Here is a 15984-nt window from a genome sequence, read left to right as displayed (position 1 = left end):
ACATTTCCCCCATAAATCTCCCACACACCACCCCCAGACTTTCCCCATCCAAACAGGGAGAGTCCCATGAACCGTAGCCTGACCCTAAAACTGGGGGCGATTGCCCTTTTGATTCTGTTGCTGCTGATTCCGTTGCTGATGATCAATGGCGTGATCCAGGAGCGGCAACAACTGCGCGATGGTGTGCTCGAAGACATCGCCCGAAGTTCCAGCTATAGCCAGCAACTGAGCGGCCCGCTGATGGTGGTGCCCTATCGCAAAACGGTACGTACCTGGAAAACCAACGAAAAAACCAACCAGCGTTACCAGGACGTCGGCGAAGAGCGTGGTCGTTTGTATTTCCTGCCGGAGCGCTTCGAACTCGACGGCCAGGTCCAGACCGAACTGCGCGCCCGAGGTATCTACGAGGCGCGACTGTTCCATGCCGATAACCGCATCAGCGGGCATTTCTCGGTCCCGGCGCAACTGGGCATCAAGGAAGACTTCGCTGATTACCGCTTCGATCAGCCGTTCCTGGCTGTCGGCATCAGCGACATTCGCGGCATCGAGAATGCCCTGAAACTCGAACTCAATGGGCAGAAGCTGGACTTTGTACCGGGCAGCCAAGTGGGCTGGCTGGGCGAGGGGGTGCATGTGACGCTGCCAGCGCTGGACACCCAACAGGCCACGGAACTGGCCTTCGGTTTCGACTTGCGTTTGCAAGGCACCGGCCAGTTGCAGATTCTCCCGGTGGGCAAGACCAGCAAGGTTTCACTGGCCGCCAACTGGCCTCATCCCAGCTTCATCGGCAACTACCTGCCGGCCCAGCGGGAAATCACCGATCAGGGTTTCACCGCCAATTGGCAGACCTCGTTTTTCTCCACCAACCTGCAAGAGGCGTTGAACAGTTGCGTGTCTGGCGGCCAGTGCGAGGCGTTCAACGGTCGCAGCTTCGGCGTGAGTTTCATCGACCCGGTGGACCAGTACCTGAAAAGCGACCGGGCGATCAAATATGCGCTGCTGTTCATCGTTCTGACCTTCGCCGGTTTCTTCCTCTTCGAAGTGCTGAAAAGCCTGGCGGTACACCCGGTGCAATACGCGCTGGTCGGCGTGGCGCTGGCGTTTTTCTACCTGTTGCTGTTGTCGCTGTCCGAACATATCGGTTTTGCCCTGGCGTATCTGCTGTCGGCGAGTGGCTGTGTGTTGTTGATCGGCTTCTATGTCTGCCATGTGCTGCGCAGCGTGCATCACGGGTTGAGTTTTTCGGCGGGGTTGGCGGCGTTGTATGGCCTGCTCTATGGCTTGCTGAGCGCCGAGGATTACGCGCTGTTGATGGGCTCGCTGCTGTTGTTCGGGCTGCTGGGTGTGTTCATGGTGCTGACCCGCAAGCTGGACTGGTACGGGATCGGGCAGAAAACCGCGAAACCTTTGGCCTTTGATATTGGAGCCGTGGAATGAGCCGGTCGTTGGGCTTGCGCGAGGACCAGCGGGTGGGGGAGGTGTTGGCGACGCGGATTGCCGGGTTGTTTCCGTTGGATCCGGTGTGGTGCCATCGCGAGCAGGCTCGCTCCCACAAAAGATCTCCAGTGAACACAAAAGTTGTGCACACCAAAGATTAAATGTGGGAGCGAGCCTGCTCGCGAAGAGGCCGGTACAGCCAGCGAATATCTAAACCTTGGGCATCGTCGCAATCATCGAAGGCCGCTGACTCACTTCGAAATACCACTGCGCCAGCTTCGGATTCTCTTTGCGCCATTCCAGATCCGGATGGCGCAGATCCAGGTAACCCAAGGCACAGGCCACACTGATCGCCGCCACATCGAAATGGCTGGTCAACTCGGCAATCGCATCGGCCTCCAACAGCGCCAGGGCGCGACGAATCTTGTCGCGCTGACTGTCGAGCCAGGCGTCCCAATGTTTTTCCGGCGAGCGCAGGGCCACTTCATAGCGAATCATTACGGCGGCATCCATGATCCCGTCCGCCAGGGAAGCCAGGGTCAAGCGCCGCCAGCGCGCCGAGCCTTCACGAGGAATCAGCGGATTGCCGACGTGTTGGTGATCGAGGTAATCGAGGATCACTCGGCTGTCGTACAGCACATTGCCGTCGGCCAGGCGTAGTGCTGGAATCTTACCCAGCGGGTTGTCTTCGTTGAGGGCCGGATCCGGGCTGACTGGCGTGAGCTGGCTGGCTTGCAGCGCTACGCGGTCCGTTTGACCGGTTTCGTGCAGCAGCACCATGACTTTGCGAACGAAGGGCGACGCGGGATTGTGGAACAAGGTCATGCTGGGGGCGGACATGTCGGCATCTCGATCATGGACAGTGTCGGGAGCATAGCGCTTTAGTGTTTAAGTGTGGGAGCGAGCCGTTCAGTGACGTTGCAGCAATCCGCGCAAGGCGAGGGCGGCAGGGATGCCCAGCCCGAGCCAGCTCAATGCATCCCACACGCCATCGCCCAGCAATGCGGCAAACAGCCCGGCAGCGCTGAGCAGGGCAATGACGGTGGGCGTGGCGAAGACCTTCCAGAAATTCGACTGCCTCGGCCTCATGCTGGACTCTCCGCGTTTTCCAACACAGGTTTCGCGACCTTGCGCCGCACCACCCACAAATAAACCCCGCTGCCGAGCACAATGATGGTCAGCACATCGAGGATCGCCCAGAGAATTTTCATCGGCATGCCGCCGTAATCACCGAAGTGCAGCGGCTGCGACATGCCCATGGCGTCCATGTACCACGGCCGCTCGGCCACCGCCGTGACTTGCAGGGTGCTGGCGTCGATCAGCACCGGCGTCAGCAGGTGCGAAGTCAGGTGGGTGCTGCCTTTCATGAACACGGCGTAATGGTGTTCGCTGGAAAACCGCGTGCCGGGGAAGGCGATGAAATCGGGCTGCATACCCGGCGCGACGTCTTTGGCGATGTCGAGCAGGCGGCTCGCAGACGCCAATTGAGTCAGCGGCGGCGCATCGCGATAAGGCGCGATCATCGCGCTCAGGCTGTCGTTGCGCCACGCGGCGATCAACAAGTCGGCGCAGGCACTGATCACGCCGGTCACGCCGACCACCAGGGCCCAGGTCAGCGTTACCACGCCGATCAGGTTATGCAGGTCGAGCCAGCGCAGGCGGGTGGATTTGTCGTGGCGCACGGTGGCGAACTTCAAACGCCGCATGAACGGCAGGTACAGCACCGTTCCGGAAACAATCGCCAGCACAAACAGAATCCCCATGGACGCCAGCAGCAACTTGCCCGGCAGGCCGGCGAACATGTCCACGTGCAAGCGCAGCATGACCATCATCAGCCCGCCATTGGCCGACGGCATTTCCAGCGCTTCGCCGGTGCGAGCGTCGAGCATGAAGGTGTGAGACGAGTTCGGCTCGGTACCGGCGGTAGGCGCCATGATTGCGATCACGCCGTTGGGGTTTTCTTCGTCGTAGCCAAAATACTGCATGACCTCGCCGGGACGATGCTTTTCAGCGGCCTGCACCAACTGCTGCAAATTCAGCTGCGGGGTATCGGCCGGCATAGATTTCAACTCGGCGGTATCGCCCAGCAGATGGTCGATCTCGTGGTGGAAGATCAACGGCAGGCCGGTGAGGGCCAGCATCAGCAGGAATACCGTGCAGATCAGGCTGGTCCAGGTGTGAACGAATGACCAGCGGCGGATGGTTTTGCTTTTCATTTCATGGCCTTCAGAAAGACCAAAGCCGTCCTCGAAGGACGGCCTGGTCGTGGCGCGTGTCGGTTCAGGCGATTACCACTTGTACGTAGCACTGGCGACGACGCTGCGTTGGTCGCCGTAGTAGCAGTAGAAGCTGTCGCACGTGGAGATGTAGTCCTTGTCGAACAGGTTGGTGGCATTCAGTGCCAGCGACGCACCTTTCAGACTGTTATCCAGACGGCCCAAGTCGTAATGGACCGCCGCGTCGAACACCGTGTAGGCGTCAGCCTTGCCCAGCCAGGTGTTGCCCTGGTCGCCATAGGTATTGCCGGTGTAGCGTGCGCCGGCACCGATGCCGAAACCATCCAGCACACCGTTGTGCCAGGTGTAATCGGCCCACAGCGACGCTTGCTGGTTGGGCATCAGTTGCAGGCGATTGCCCTTGAAGTCCCCCTTTTGCACTTCGGACTTGGCCAGGGTGTAGGCGGCGATGACTTTCAGGTTGTCGGTGACGTCGGAAACGGCTTCCAGCTCCAGACCTTTGACCTTCACTTCGCCGGTCTGGCTGGTAATCGAGACGTTGTCCGAGTTGGTCGTGGTGACGGAGACGTTTTTCTGGGTCAGGTCATAGACCGCAGCCGTCAGCAGGGTGTTGCTGCCCGGCGGTTGGTACTTGATGCCCAGTTCCCACTGCTTGCCTTCAGTCGGCTTGAACGACTCGGTCGGCGATGCCGTGGCTTTGCTGGTCGGCTGGAACGACTCGGCGTAGGACAGGTAGGGCACGAAGCCCGAGTCGAACACATAGCTGATCGCTGCGTTGCCGCTGAATTTCTTGTCCCGTTCGGTGTTGGTGGCATCCCCCTTGTTGAAGAATTTGGTGCCCGTGTGGACCCAGTCCTCACGACCACCGAGGGTCAGACGCCATTGGTCGAGGGCCATTTGGTCCTGGATGTACAAGCCGGTCTGATAGGTCTTCTGGTCATAGTCATAGAACGCCGTCGAGCGTGACGGGCGAACGATTGGCTGGCCATAGATCGGGTTGTTGACGTTGGTGGTCAGACCGTCGCCGAAGATCGAGGTGTAGTTGGTATTGGTGCGCTGGTGATCGAGGCCGATCAGCAGGGTGTGACGGATGTCGCCGGTCGCGAAGTCGCCCTGGAAGTTGTTGTCCACGGCGAACTGGCTGATGTCCTCGTCGACACTGGTGCTCGAGCGGCCAACGTTGCCCTCGGCATCGACCTGGGTGAACGGATAGGCGCCGGGGGTAAGAGCCTGGAAGGACAGGTCCGATTTGGTGTACCGCAGGTTCTGCTTGAACTGCCATACATCGTTCAAGCGATGTTCAAAGGCGTAGCCCAGGGCGTAGTAGGTGCGGTCGTAGTATTCCCAGTCGGGGTCACCGAGGTTTTTGTGATGGGAGATATTGCCGAGCGGCGAATGGATCTTCGTGCCTTGCACCGGCAGGAACTGGCTGGTGATGCCTGTATCGTCGCGGGTAAATTGCGTCAGCAGCGTGAACTTGGTGTCAGGGTCGATGTTCCAGGTCAGGCTCGGTGCAATGTTGTAGCGTTTGTTGTCGATGTGATCGACCTGTGTGCCGCTGTCGCGCAATACACCGCTCAGGCCATAGAGAAACCGGCCTTCGTCATCGATCTTGCCGGTGCTGGCGAAGCTGATTTGACGATGGTTGTCGCTGCCGTATTGCAGCTGGATTTCATGGCTCGACTCGGCGCTGGGACGGCGGCTGACCATGTCCAGCAAGCCGCCTGGCGGGGTCTGGCCGTAAACTGATGAGGCCGGGCCGCGCAGCAGGGCGAGGCGTTCGAGGTTCCAGGTTTCCTGTTTCGGGTTGGCGTACACGCCTTTTGGCAGTGGCAGGCCATCGAGGAATTGCGTCGGTTCGAAACCGCGCACGAGCAACCAGTCGGCGCGGGTGTCGCTGCCGTAGCTGCTGGCGACGATGCCTGGCATGTAGCGCACGGCGTCATCGAGGTTTTGCACACCGCGATCTTCCATTTGCTGGCGAGTGGCGACGGAAATCGAACGCGGCGCTTCGACCAGCGCGGTGTCGGTCTTGGTGCCAGCGGCGGTGCGCGTGGCAACGTAACCTTCGACCGGGCTCCAGGCTGTTTCCGCATTTTGCAGGCCAATGACGGCGGTTTCCGGCAACGCCATCACGCCCTCGGGCACGGCCACCAGGCTGTAGGTGCCGGCGCTGCTCTGTTCCAGTTGCAGACCGGTGCCGCGCAAGGCTTCACGCAGAGCGCTGGTAGCGTCGAACTGACCGTTCACCGGGGCCGAGGTCTTGCCCGCCGCTAGCGATGGATTCAACGACAACGCCAGACCGGCCTGGCTGGCAATCTGGTTCAGAGTGCTGGCCAATGGCGCAGCCGGCAGGTTGTAGGCGCGAACGCTGGACGCCTGTTCGGCGGCAATCAATGGGTTGCTGGCCAAGGGGGCGCAAAGGGCAATGGCGACCGCCAGCAAACGGGGGCGAAACACGGTGTCTAGCGAACGGGACATACAGGGGCTCCTGAATGGAAATATTTCTCAATTGCCTAGGTGCCGGACGAAAATCCAAAAGTGATAGGGCAAGATGAAAATAATTTCGATTCAGTTATGGTCTGAGCCCGGATTTGGGATCTGGGGTGTTTGCCCGCGAAGGCGTCGGGTCAGCAAAAAGATCTCAGGGCTTGGCGTCAGCCTTCGCGACCCTTACCCACCATGGCGTGTGCTGTTCGATCTGCACTGGCAGGGTCGGTAAAAGTGCACTCAGCGCCTTGTCGGTATCGTTCAAGGGGAAGCTGCCGGTGATGCGCAGGTCGGCGACTTCGGGGGTGACGCCAAGATACCCGCGACGATAGCGGCCGAGCTCCTGGACCAGATCTTCCAGCCGAGCGTTGTCCACCACCAGCATGCCGCGAGTCCAGGCATCGGCGCCGAGGTTGAGGGCAATGATCGGGCCCAGGCCATTGCTGCGCATCAGCACTTGCTGGCCTTCGCGCAGGATCTGTTCCTCGGGGCTCGATTCGGGATGGGCGGCTACCGCTGACTTCAATACGCTCAGGCGCGTGCCTTCGTCTTCACGCTTGACCAGGAACCGCGTCCCCAATGCACGCATGCTGCCTTCGCGGGTTTCGACAATAAACGGCCGGGCATCGCCATGGCCGGTTTCGACGAGGATTTCCCCTTCCTGAAGGACGATCAGTCGCTGCTTCTCATCGAAACGCACATCCACCGCGCTGTGGGTGTTGAGGTTGATCAGCGTGCCGTCGGTCAGGCGTAAAGTGCGCTGCTCGCCGGTGGCGGTGCGCTGGTCGGCTAGCCAATAGTCGATGGGCAGATAACGATCACCGGCGAACAGCGCCAGGCCGATCACCGTGACGATGCTGGCCAGACCGCTGCCTAGCTTGCGCACCCGTCGGCGGATGCTTTCACGCGATTGCAGCAAGGCGGTGCGGGCCGGGCCGTTGGTGACGCTGAAACGCTGGTCGAGCATGCCCAACTGACGCCAGGCCCGAGCATGTTCTTCGTGGGCGGCGTGCCATTTGGCGAATTCTTCGCGCTCGACCGCATTGCCGGAATCCAGCGACAGTTGCCAGGCAATCGCGGCATCCAGCACCTGCGCCGACACGGGCTTGGAGTTGACCGGGCTCATACCGGCTCACCGTACAACGCGATGTAGCACTGGCGAATGCCCTGCGCCAGGTATTGGCGAACACGCGGCACTGATACACCCAGACGCTCGGCGATTTCTGCGTGGCCGAGGCCGTCGAGACGGTTATAGAGAAACGCCGCCCGGGCCTTGCTCGAGAGCTTGCCCAGCAGGTGGTCGATGGCTTTGAGGTCTTCGAGGATCAGTTGCTGTTCTTCTACCGACGGTTGTTCGCCTTCGGGAATCAGCATCAACTCGGTGAGGTAGGCCTGTTCCAGCGCGGCGCGGCGGAAGTAGTCGAACAGCAGGCCCTTGGCGATCGCCACCAGAAATGCCCGGGGTTCGCGAGGCGCCTTTAGTTCGTCACGGCCCAGCAAGCGCACGAAGGTGTCCTGACTCAGGTCTTCGGCCCTTTGCGGGCAGGCCACATTGCGCCGCAGCCAAGCCAACAGCCAACTGCGATGGTCGCGATACAACGCACCAACGAGTTCACTCTGGGGGCTTTGGACTGACGACACGCAACATCACCGAATGGGAAGTGTTAAGTAACGAGAATTGTTCGCGATTGTGGCAGAGGCGGGGGAGGTAAGCAATTGGTGCTGGTCGGGTGGTTTTGGCGGGGGAATATCCAGTCGGACCGAGTTATCGTTCATCGCGGGCAAGCCACGCTCCCACAGGTTTTGCGTCGTCTGCCGATTTCGCAAACGACGCAAAACCTGTGGGAGCGTGGCTTGCCCGCGATGGGGCCCGAACAGTCACCGAAGATCTAGAACGAAGGCGCTTGCCGCCGCCGTTTCCACTGACTCAGCCGCTGCTGCAAATTCAACGGGCTATGAATCTGCTGCTGTCGCGCCCGGCTGAATAAAATCAGCACCAGCTCCGCCGTCGCCAAGGCATCGGCACTGGCGTTATGCCGTTCGAAGACCTCCAGCTTGAACCAGTCGATCCACTCATCCAGCCCGGCCTCGCGAAAGTGTGCCTGGGGACAAAGCAGCGGGGCGATGTCTGCCACGTCCAGAAACGGATGTTGCAGCTTGTAACCCAGATGTTCTTTCAGTGCGCGCCCCAGCATGTGCTGATCGAACGGCGCATGAAACGCCAGCACCGGACTGTCGCCGACGAATTCCATGAGTTCGAGCAGGGCCTGCGCGGGGTCGCTGCCGGCAGCAATGGCGCTGGGGCCCAGACCATGAATCAACACGCTGGGGCCGAGTTTGAGTTCGCTGCATTGCAGCGTGCGTTCGAACTGCTGGCTGAAATCGATCGCCCCGTCCTCGATCACCACCGCGCCGATGGACAACAGCCGATCCTTGTTCAGGTTCAGCCCGGTGGTTTCCAGGTCGAGTACCACCCAGCGCTGCTCGCTCAGGCTGCAATCGCCCAGCTCGGCCACGGCAGGCAAGCGCTCCAGACGTTGTTGCAGTTCGCCGGGCAAGACGGGACTTACCGGGCGCAGCCATGAAAACAGGCTCATAACTGATACCGCAGGGTCAGGCTGCTTTGCAGGCGTTGGGCCTGGCGCAGGGATTCACGCAGGATGCGTCGGTCCAGATGATTGAGGCTGTCGGGATCGACACGGTTGGAGTAGGGCAAATTCTCCCGGGTTTGTAGCTGATGTTGCTGCATGCGGGTTTGCTGGATGAAGTGATACGCCTCTTCGTACGCCGCGCCGTCCAGCCGTTCGATGACCTCTTTGGCCACCAATTGACGAAAGCGCTCCAGGGTATTGTTGGTGTCGATGCCGTGGGCCAGAGCCAAAACGCGAGCGCCATCGACGAAAGGGGTCAAGCCTTGGAGTTTCAGATCGAGGGTGGCTTTCTCGCCATTCTTACGCGCCAGCACGAATTCGCGGAAACGGCCTACGGGCGGACGGTTGCGCAGGGCGTTTTCGGCCATCATCCGCTGGAACAAGCGGTTGTCGCCGACCTGATCGAGAATGCCCTGGCGCAGATGCTCGCAGCCTCGCTCGTCGCCCCAGACCACGCGCAGGTCGAAATAGATGCTCGACCCCAGCAGGTTTTCCGGTGTCGCCTCGCGGATAAACGCCGCAAAACGTCGCGCCCATTCGGCCCGGGACAAACACAGCTCGGGATTGCCGGCCATGATGTTGCCTTTGCACAGGGTGAAGCCGCACAGCGCCAGGTTCTGATTGATCTGCTGGGCAATGGGCAGCAACTTGCCGCGAATCTCGGCGGCGTGGGCCGCGTCGCGGGCTTCGAACAGAATGCCGTTGTCCTGATCGGTGTGCAGGGTCTGCTCGCGGCGGCCTTCGCTGCCGAAACACAGCCAACTGAACGGCACGCCGGGGTCGCCTTTCTCGGCGAGCACCAGTTCGATCACCCGGCACACGGTGTGGTCGTTGAGCAGGGTGATGATGTGGGTGATCTGGGTCGAGGACGCGCCGTGGGCCAGCATCCGCTCCACCAATTGGCCGATTTCGCCGCGCATCGCCACCAGGTTTTCCAGCTTGTGAGCACTGCGAATGGTCCGCGCCAGATGCACCAGATCAACCCTTTGCAGGGAAAACAGATCGCGTTCCGAGACCACGCCGCACAGGCGCTGGTCCTTGACCAGGCAGACGTGGGCGATGTGGCGCTCGGTCATGGCAATCGCGGCGTCGAAGGCGCTGTGGTCCGGCGTCAGGTAAAACGGCGCCCGGGTCATGTGCCCTTCGATGGCTTCATTGAAATCGCTGGTGCCGTTGGCCACCACATGTCGCAAGTCGCGCAGGGTGAAAATGCCCAGCGGCGCCTTTTGCTCATCCACCACCACAATGCTGCCGACTTGCTGATCGTGCATCAGCGTCACGGCTTCACGCAGAGGGGTGATAGGGCTGCAGGTCACCGGGTGACGCATGGCCAGTTCGCCCAGTCGGGTATTGAGCGAGTACTGGGTACCGAGGGTTTCCACGGCTTTTTGCTGGACTTGCTGGTTGACCTGATCCAGCAAACTGCTGACGCCGCGTAAGGAAAAGTCGCGAAATGGGCTGGAAAGTGCGAACAGCTTGATGAACGCCAGCTTATTTAGCTGTAGGCAAAAGGTATCTTCGGCCGCCAGATGTTCGGTGCGAGTCGCCCGTTCCCCCAGTAGCGCGGCGAGGGGGAAACACTCGCCGGTGGTGATTTCGAAGGTGGTTTCGGTCCCGCCCTTGGCGGTGTGCGGACGTTCGCCCACGACCCGGCCCTGTTTGACGATGTAGAAATGCTCAACCGGGCCATCGGCAGGCTTGATGATGCTCTCGCCGGGGGCATAAAAACGCAGCTGACATTGCTCGACCAGATAGGCCAAGTGGGCGTTTTCCATCTGATTGAACGGCGGGAAGCGCTGTAGGAATTGCAAAGTGCCCTGGATGTTCTGCAACACCGCGGTTTTCCCTGCCTGGGTGAAGGCGTCCGCTTTACTCATAACCATTACCGCAGTCTTTTTCTGATTGTTGTGTCGGATCGGTGTGTCAGATCGTTACAGGCATGGTCGGCCCCTGCGGGCGGGGTGCCCATTGGACGTAAGTCTAGGTAGGCAGTGCGGTGGCCGAAATATGGGAAATGTCTGACGCAACTGTGGGAAAAACCTCCTACATTGCCTATTGGAAATGTTTCCGACGAAGTGCACATTGAAGTCTGCTTAGCGATGTCTGACCACTGTGCCGGGGATCGAATCGAAAACGTTGAGAAAGCCATGTCCGACCACGATATTTTGAGTGATGCCGAGCGCGAAGCGCTCAGTGCCGTTATGTTGGAACCTGACTTGCCCCCGCAGCGGGTACTGATCGTCGATGACGATAAGGACTCCAGGGAGTTGCTGTCGGAAATTCTGGGACTGGACGGCATTCGGTGCATGACGGCGGCCAGCGGCGAAACCGCGCTCAAGATGCTGGAGGAGAAGCCATCGATCGGTCTGGTGATTACCGACCTGCGGATGGGCCACATTGACGGTCTGGATTTGATCCGTCAGGTGCGGGAGTCGGCGCGTGCGGCGTTGCCGGTCATCATCGTTTCCGGTGATGCCGATGTGAAGGATGCGATCGAAGCCATGCATTTGCACGTCGTGGACTTTCTGCTCAAACCTATCGATAGCGGTAAATTGCTTGAATTGGTCAAGCATGAGCTGGGGATTGAGCCTTTGTCGTGATCGTTCCCATGCTCCGCGTGGGAATGCCTCCATGGACGCTCTGCGTCCGTTTTGGGACGCGGAGCATCCCAGGCTGCATTCCCACGCGGAGCGTGGGAACGATCAATCCCAAAAAGCCCCGATCGTTCGATCAGGGCTTTTTCATGTCCGGCGTCAGCGTTTACTCAAAGGCCATTGGCAGCCTTGAACTCGCGACGACGACGGTGCAGAACCGGCTCGGTATAGCCGTTCGGCTGTTTGGTTCCTTCGACCACCAGTTCGACCGCCGCCTGGAAGGCGATGTTGCTGTCGAAGTTCGGTGCCAGCGGACGGTACAGCGGGTCGTTGGCGTTCTGACGGTCAACCACCGGCGCCATGCGCTTGAGGCTTTCCATCACCTGATCTTCAGTGACGATGCCGTGGCGCAACCAGTTGGCGATGTGCTGGCTGGAAATACGCAGCGTCGCACGGTCTTCCATCAGGCCGACGTCATTGATATCCGGCACTTTCGAACAACCCACGCCCTGGTCGATCCAGCGCACCACGTAGCCAAGAATGCCCTGGGCGTTGTTGTCCAGTTCGTTCTTGATCTGTTCCGCAGTCCACTGCGGGTTCACCGCCAACGGAATGGTCAGGATGTCGTCCACCGAAGCGCGAGCACGTTTGGCCAGTTCGGCCTGACGGGCGAATACATCGACCTTGTGGTAATGCAGCGCGTGCAACGCGGCGGCGGTTGGCGAGGGAACCCAGGCGGTGTTGGCGCCGGCCATTGGGTGGGCGATTTTCTGTTCGAGCATCGCGGCCATCAGGTCCGGCATGGCCCACATGCCTTTACCGATCTGGGCGCGACCTTGCAGGCCGGTGCTCAGGCCGATGTCGACGTTCCAGTTCTCGTAGGCGCTGATCCATTTCTCAGCCTTCATGTCGGCCTTGCGCACCATCGGGCCGGCTTCCATGGAGGTGTGGATTTCATCGCCCGTGCGGTCGAGGAAACCGGTGTTGATGAACACTACGCGCTCGCTGGCCGCCTTGATGCAGGCCTTGAGGTTGACCGTTGTACGGCGCTCCTCGTCCATGATCCCGACTTTGAGGGTGTTGCGCGGCAAGTCGAGGACGTCTTCGATGCGACCGAACAGCTCGTTGGTGAACGCCGCTTCTTCCGGGCCGTGCATCTTCGGCTTCACGATGTAGACCGAGCCGGTGCGGCTGTTCTTGCGCGAGTTGTTGCCGTTGAGGCTGTGGATCGCCGCGAGGCAAGTCACCAGACCATCGAGAATACCTTCCGGTACTTCGTTGCCGTCCTTATCGAGGATCGCGTCGATGGTCATCAGGTGACCGACGTTGCGCACGAACAACAGGGAACGACCGTGCAGGCTCAGTTCGCTGCCATCTGGGGCGGTATAGGTGCGATCGGCGTTCATGGTGCGGGTAAAGGTCTGACCGCCCTTGGAGACTTCTTCCGACAGATCGCCCTTCATCAAGCCGAGCCAGTTGCGGTAGATCACTACTTTGTCATCGGCATCGACCGCGGCAACCGAGTCTTCGCAGTCCATGATGGTGGTCAGCGCGGCTTCCATCAGGATGTCTTTGACACCGGCCGCGTCGGTCTGGCCGACCGGGGTGCTGGCATCGATCTGGATTTCGAAGTGCAGGCCGTTGTTTTTCAGCAGAATTGCGGTCGGTGCAGCTGCGTCGCCGTGGAAGCCGATCAGTTGGGCATCGTTGCGAAGACCGGTGTTGCTACCGCCTTTGAGAGCGACGACCAATTTGCCGTCAACGATCTTGTAACCGGTGGAGTCGACGTGGGAGCCGGCAGCCAAGGGCGCGGCTTCGTCGAGGAAGGCGCGGGCGAAGGCGATGACCTTGTCGCCGCGAACCTTGTTGTAGCCTTTGCCTTTTTCCGCGCCGTCCGCTTCGCTGATGGCGTCGGTGCCGTAGAGCGCGTCATACAGCGAACCCCAGCGGGCATTCGAGGCATTGAGCGCGAAGCGCGCGTTCATCACCGGCACCACCAATTGTGGACCGGCCATGCGGGCGATTTCGTCATCGACGTTTTGTGTCGTTGCCTGGAAATCAGCCGCTTCTGGCAGCAGATAACCGATGTCTTGCAGGAAGGCTTTATAGGCCACTGCGTCGTGTGGTTGACCGGCACGGGACTGGTGCCAGCCATCGATACGAGCCTGGAAATCATCGCGTTTGGCGAGTAGGGCTTTGTTCTTCGGCGCCAGGTCATGAATGACCTTGTCGGCACCGGCCCAGAACTTATCGGCGGTGAGGCCGGTACCGGGAATGGCTTCGTTGTTCACGAAGTCGAACAGGACTTTGGCGACCTGCAGGCCACCGACTTGAACGTGTTCAGTCATTGCTTGCCTCACTCTGCTCAGCTATTTCGCTTTTCAGCTCTTCAATTTAACAATGAAGCCTCTGGCCATTTAAACCACAAACCCTTCTACCAGTACATGCCATTGCTGGCGGCTGGGTTCGATCCGATCAACGGCCTTGCGGCCTTGCTGACTGGGCTTTCAGGGTTGCGGCGGCGCCTGCGGCAGACATCGATTCAGCGTTATGTAGTGCGCGCTGCGGCATACTACATGATGAATTGCGGTTGTGAAAATTAGACTAATTACGTCGTTCTGCGACCCCATGACGCATTGCGGTCATGCCGGGGAATGGGATGTTCTCAAAAAACTATTGGATTGTTCCAGTTAAATATAGAAACTTGTACACGATTTATGATTTGGCAGGATTATTGGTGGTGCCCGCGAAAGGGCCGGTCGATTCAACACACAATCGAATCTACTCCAGGCACCCATCAACCCCTTGCCTATACTTGTTTTTCTATAACAAAAGTCATGACCAGAGGGCTGCGCCATGGACCATCTCGTACTCACTGTAATCGCTCCAGACAAGCCCGGGCAGGTCGAGCGCATTGCTCAATGCATTGCCGAGCATGGCGGTAACTGGCTGGAGAGCCGCATGTCGCGTATGGCCGGACAGTTCGCCGGGATTCTTCGGGTGGGCGTGCCGGCTGAAGCCTACGATGAACTGGTAGACGCCCTGCAAGGACTGTCAACCCAGGGCATCCGCGTGCTGATCGCCGAAAGTGGCATCGAACAGTCCTGCACCTGGAAGCCGATTGCCATGGAACTGGTGGGCAATGATCGTCCGGGCATTGTGCGAGACATTACGCGTCTGTTGAGTGAGCAGGGGGTGAACCTGGAGCAGTTGGTGACCGAAGTTCGGCCGGCGCCCATGAGCAGCGAGCCACTGTTTCATGCCGAGGCGATTCTTGCGGTGCCACTGACCTTGTCGCTGGAGGTGCTGCAATCGCGCCTGGAAACCCTGGCGGACGATTTAATGGTCGAATTGGTGCTGCGCAGCGAACCCTGAAAAGGTTATCCAAGTTATACGTGCACCTGCCTGTGGATAACCTGTAGAGACACCTCGCCAGGCCACGTCGGCCGGTGCTCTTCAGGATCTGATCAAAAAACCAGCAGTTTCAGTGACTTGCGCACAAACGCCGGGGATCACACTGTGGATAACCTTGGGAAGGATGGATACAGGCCACGGGAGACGTGGCCTGTAGAGCTTTGTACGTTTTCTGATCAGCTACGGCGGCGCAGACTTATCCACGCGTCGACGCTGTAAACCGCCAGACCGGCCCAGATAAAGATGAACGCCACCAGCGTGCTGGACGACAAGTGCTCGCCAAACAGCAAAACGGCTTGCAACAACACCAGCGTCGGCGCCAGGTACTGGAGAAATCCGAGGGTGGTGTAGGGCAAGTGCCGGGCGGCGGCGTTGAAACACACCAGCGGCACCAGCGTCACCGGACCTGCAGCCACCAGCCACCAGGCTTCGGAGGTGGTCCAGAATTCGGCTTGCGCGCTGCTCGCCGTCGGATTGAATAGCAGCCAGGCGACGGCAATTGGTACCAGCATCCAGGTTTCCACCACCAGCCCCGGCAGCGCCTTTACCGGTGCCTGTTTGCGGATCAGTCCGTAGAAGCCGAAGGTCAATGCAAGCACCAGCGACACCCACGGCAGGCTGCCGACTTGCCACACTTGCTGCGCAACACCGACCGCCGCCAGGCCAACCGCCAGCCATTGCATGCGCCGCAGCCGTTCGCCGAGGATCAGCATCCCCAACAACACATTTACCAGCGGGTTGATGTAGTAACCGAGGCTGGCTTCGAGCATGCGTCCGTTGTTCACCGACCAGACGTAGGTCAGCCAGTTGGCGGCGATCAACGTGCCGCTCAGGGCCAGGATTGCCAGTCGCCGCGGATTTTCACGCAGCTCGCGCCACCAGCCGGGATGCTTCCAGACGAGCAGCAGCAAAGCGCCAAACAGCGCGGACCACAGCACTCGGTGGATGATGATCTCCACGGCGGGCACGCTGGCGATGGCTTTGAAGTAGAGCGGGAACAGGCCCCAAATGATGTAGGCACTCAGGCCCAGGATGTACCCGCGACGCGGGTTGGCGGCTTGCATGAGAATCCTTGCTTAGGCAGCTAACAAAGAGGGGGATTGTAAGGAGATTTGTCGGGATATGTCGCGGACCTTGTGGGGGCGGGCTTGCTTACGAAAG

The 15984-nt window shown here is 59.9% G+C and carries 14 protein-coding genes; 4 read left to right on the top strand and 10 right to left on the bottom strand.

Annotation, left to right across the window (positions count from 1 at the left end):
• The first annotated feature begins 66 nt into the window (after positions 1-66).
• Complete coding sequence (gene creD / locus MMG91_RS24010; RefSeq protein ID WP_310660925.1) at positions 67-1437, top strand: cell envelope integrity protein CreD; 1371 nt, start codon at positions 67-69, stop codon at positions 1435-1437.
• 210 nt (positions 1438-1647) lie between these two features.
• Here creD and MMG91_RS24005 read toward each other — a convergent pair whose 3' ends face one another.
• The 8 genes from MMG91_RS24005 to MMG91_RS23970 form a co-directional block, all read right to left on the bottom strand.
• On the bottom strand, positions 1648-2277 hold the full coding sequence (locus MMG91_RS24005) for a glutathione S-transferase (protein ID WP_305503561.1): 630 nt from the start codon (positions 2275-2277) through the stop codon (positions 1648-1650).
• A 69-nt stretch (positions 2278-2346) separates the two neighbouring features.
• Positions 2347-2526, bottom strand: a complete 180-nt coding sequence (locus MMG91_RS24000) for a hypothetical protein (protein ID WP_305447174.1) — start codon at positions 2524-2526, stop codon at positions 2347-2349.
• The gene (locus tag MMG91_RS23995) at positions 2523-3653 is read right to left on the bottom strand and encodes a PepSY-associated TM helix domain-containing protein (protein ID WP_310660924.1); all 1131 of its coding nucleotides are present in this window, start codon (positions 3651-3653) and stop codon (positions 2523-2525) included. The genes MMG91_RS24000 and MMG91_RS23995 overlap by 4 nt, the downstream gene beginning before the upstream one ends.
• A gap of 72 nt (positions 3654-3725) precedes the next feature.
• Entirely contained in the window at positions 3726-6155 is a 2430-nt protein-coding gene (locus MMG91_RS23990; RefSeq protein WP_310660923.1) for a TonB-dependent siderophore receptor, read from the bottom strand.
• Between the two features lie 163 nt (positions 6156-6318).
• Positions 6319-7290, bottom strand: coding sequence for a FecR family protein (locus MMG91_RS23985; protein ID WP_310660922.1), 972 nt, complete (start codon positions 7288-7290; stop codon positions 6319-6321).
• On the bottom strand, positions 7287-7805 hold the full coding sequence (locus tag MMG91_RS23980) for an RNA polymerase sigma factor (RefSeq protein WP_030129959.1): 519 nt from the start codon (positions 7803-7805) through the stop codon (positions 7287-7289). Before MMG91_RS23980 ends, MMG91_RS23985 begins: the two co-directional genes overlap by 4 nt.
• A 248-nt stretch (positions 7806-8053) precedes the next feature.
• Complete coding sequence (locus tag MMG91_RS23975) at positions 8054-8761, bottom strand: 3'-5' exonuclease (protein ID WP_310660921.1); 708 nt, start codon at positions 8759-8761, stop codon at positions 8054-8056.
• Positions 8758-10698, bottom strand: a complete 1941-nt coding sequence (locus tag MMG91_RS23970) for a putative nucleotidyltransferase substrate binding domain-containing protein (RefSeq protein WP_310660920.1) — start codon at positions 10696-10698, stop codon at positions 8758-8760. Before MMG91_RS23970 ends, MMG91_RS23975 begins: the two co-directional genes overlap by 4 nt.
• A 264-nt stretch (positions 10699-10962) precedes the next feature.
• On the opposite strand from MMG91_RS23970, the gene MMG91_RS23965 reads away from it, so the two are divergent.
• The gene (locus tag MMG91_RS23965) at positions 10963-11415 is read left to right on the top strand and encodes a response regulator (protein ID WP_305447168.1); all 453 of its coding nucleotides are present in this window, start codon (positions 10963-10965) and stop codon (positions 11413-11415) included.
• A gap of 164 nt (positions 11416-11579) precedes the next feature.
• Here the strand turns inward: MMG91_RS23965 and MMG91_RS23960 are convergent, their stop codons facing one another.
• Positions 11580-13757: a malate synthase G gene (locus MMG91_RS23960; protein WP_310660919.1), complete on the bottom strand. Its 2178-nt coding sequence runs from the start codon at positions 13755-13757 to the stop codon at positions 11580-11582.
• Here MMG91_RS23960 and MMG91_RS23955 point away from each other — a divergent pair.
• Both MMG91_RS23955 and MMG91_RS23950 read left to right on the top strand, forming a co-directional pair.
• Positions 13740-14012 carry a hypothetical protein gene (locus tag MMG91_RS23955; RefSeq protein ID WP_305447166.1) on the top strand — a complete coding sequence of 91 codons (273 nt, stop codon included), beginning with the start codon at positions 13740-13742 and terminating at the stop codon, positions 14010-14012. The two genes, MMG91_RS23960 and MMG91_RS23955, sit on opposite strands and share 18 nt — an antisense overlap.
• 253 nt (positions 14013-14265) lie before the next feature.
• Positions 14266-14784, top strand: coding sequence for a glycine cleavage system protein R (locus MMG91_RS23950; protein ID WP_038981174.1), 519 nt, complete (start codon positions 14266-14268; stop codon positions 14782-14784).
• A 215-nt stretch (positions 14785-14999) separates the two neighbouring features.
• Here MMG91_RS23950 and rarD read toward each other — a convergent pair whose 3' ends face one another.
• Positions 15000-15887 carry an EamA family transporter RarD gene (rarD, locus tag MMG91_RS23945; protein WP_038981175.1) on the bottom strand — a complete coding sequence of 296 codons (888 nt, stop codon included), beginning with the start codon at positions 15885-15887 and terminating at the stop codon, positions 15000-15002.
• Positions 15888-15984 lie beyond the last annotated feature (97 nt).

Origin of the sequence: Pseudomonas sp. JL3, assembly GCF_031570575.1 — a bacterium.
GTDB lineage: Bacteria > Pseudomonadota > Gammaproteobacteria > Pseudomonadales > Pseudomonadaceae > Aquipseudomonas > Aquipseudomonas cucumis.
The sequence above is the reverse complement of the archived record's forward strand: the minus strand, read 5'-3'. Positions and strand labels throughout refer to the sequence as shown.

Excerpts from the sequence above, each read along its gene's own strand:
- MMG91_RS24000 (WP_305447174.1), bottom strand. The coding sequence starts at position 2,526 with ATGAGGCCGAGGCAGTCGAATTTCTGGAAGGTCTTCGCCACGCCCACC.
- MMG91_RS23985 (WP_310660922.1), bottom strand. The coding sequence starts at position 7,290 with ATGAGCCCGGTCAACTCCAAGCCCGTGTCGGCGCAGGTGCTGGATGCC.
- MMG91_RS23970 (WP_310660920.1), bottom strand. The coding sequence starts at position 10,698 with ATGGTTATGAGTAAAGCGGACGCCTTCACCCAGGCAGGGAAAACCGCG.
- MMG91_RS23990 (WP_310660923.1), bottom strand. The coding sequence starts at position 6,155 with ATGTCCCGTTCGCTAGACACCGTGTTTCGCCCCCGTTTGCTGGCGGTC.
- MMG91_RS23975 (WP_310660921.1), bottom strand. The coding sequence starts at position 8,761 with ATGAGCCTGTTTTCATGGCTGCGCCCGGTAAGTCCCGTCTTGCCCGGC.
- creD (WP_310660925.1), top strand. The coding sequence starts at position 67 with ATGAACCGTAGCCTGACCCTAAAACTGGGGGCGATTGCCCTTTTGATT.
- MMG91_RS23960 (WP_310660919.1), bottom strand. The coding sequence starts at position 13,757 with ATGACTGAACACGTTCAAGTCGGTGGCCTGCAGGTCGCCAAAGTCCTG.
- MMG91_RS24005 (WP_305503561.1), bottom strand. The coding sequence starts at position 2,277 with ATGTCCGCCCCCAGCATGACCTTGTTCCACAATCCCGCGTCGCCCTTC.
- MMG91_RS23950 (WP_038981174.1), top strand. The coding sequence starts at position 14,266 with ATGGACCATCTCGTACTCACTGTAATCGCTCCAGACAAGCCCGGGCAG.
- MMG91_RS23995 (WP_310660924.1), bottom strand. The coding sequence starts at position 3,653 with ATGAAAAGCAAAACCATCCGCCGCTGGTCATTCGTTCACACCTGGACC.
- rarD (WP_038981175.1), bottom strand. The coding sequence starts at position 15,887 with ATGCAAGCCGCCAACCCGCGTCGCGGGTACATCCTGGGCCTGAGTGCC.
- MMG91_RS23965 (WP_305447168.1), top strand. The coding sequence starts at position 10,963 with ATGTCCGACCACGATATTTTGAGTGATGCCGAGCGCGAAGCGCTCAGT.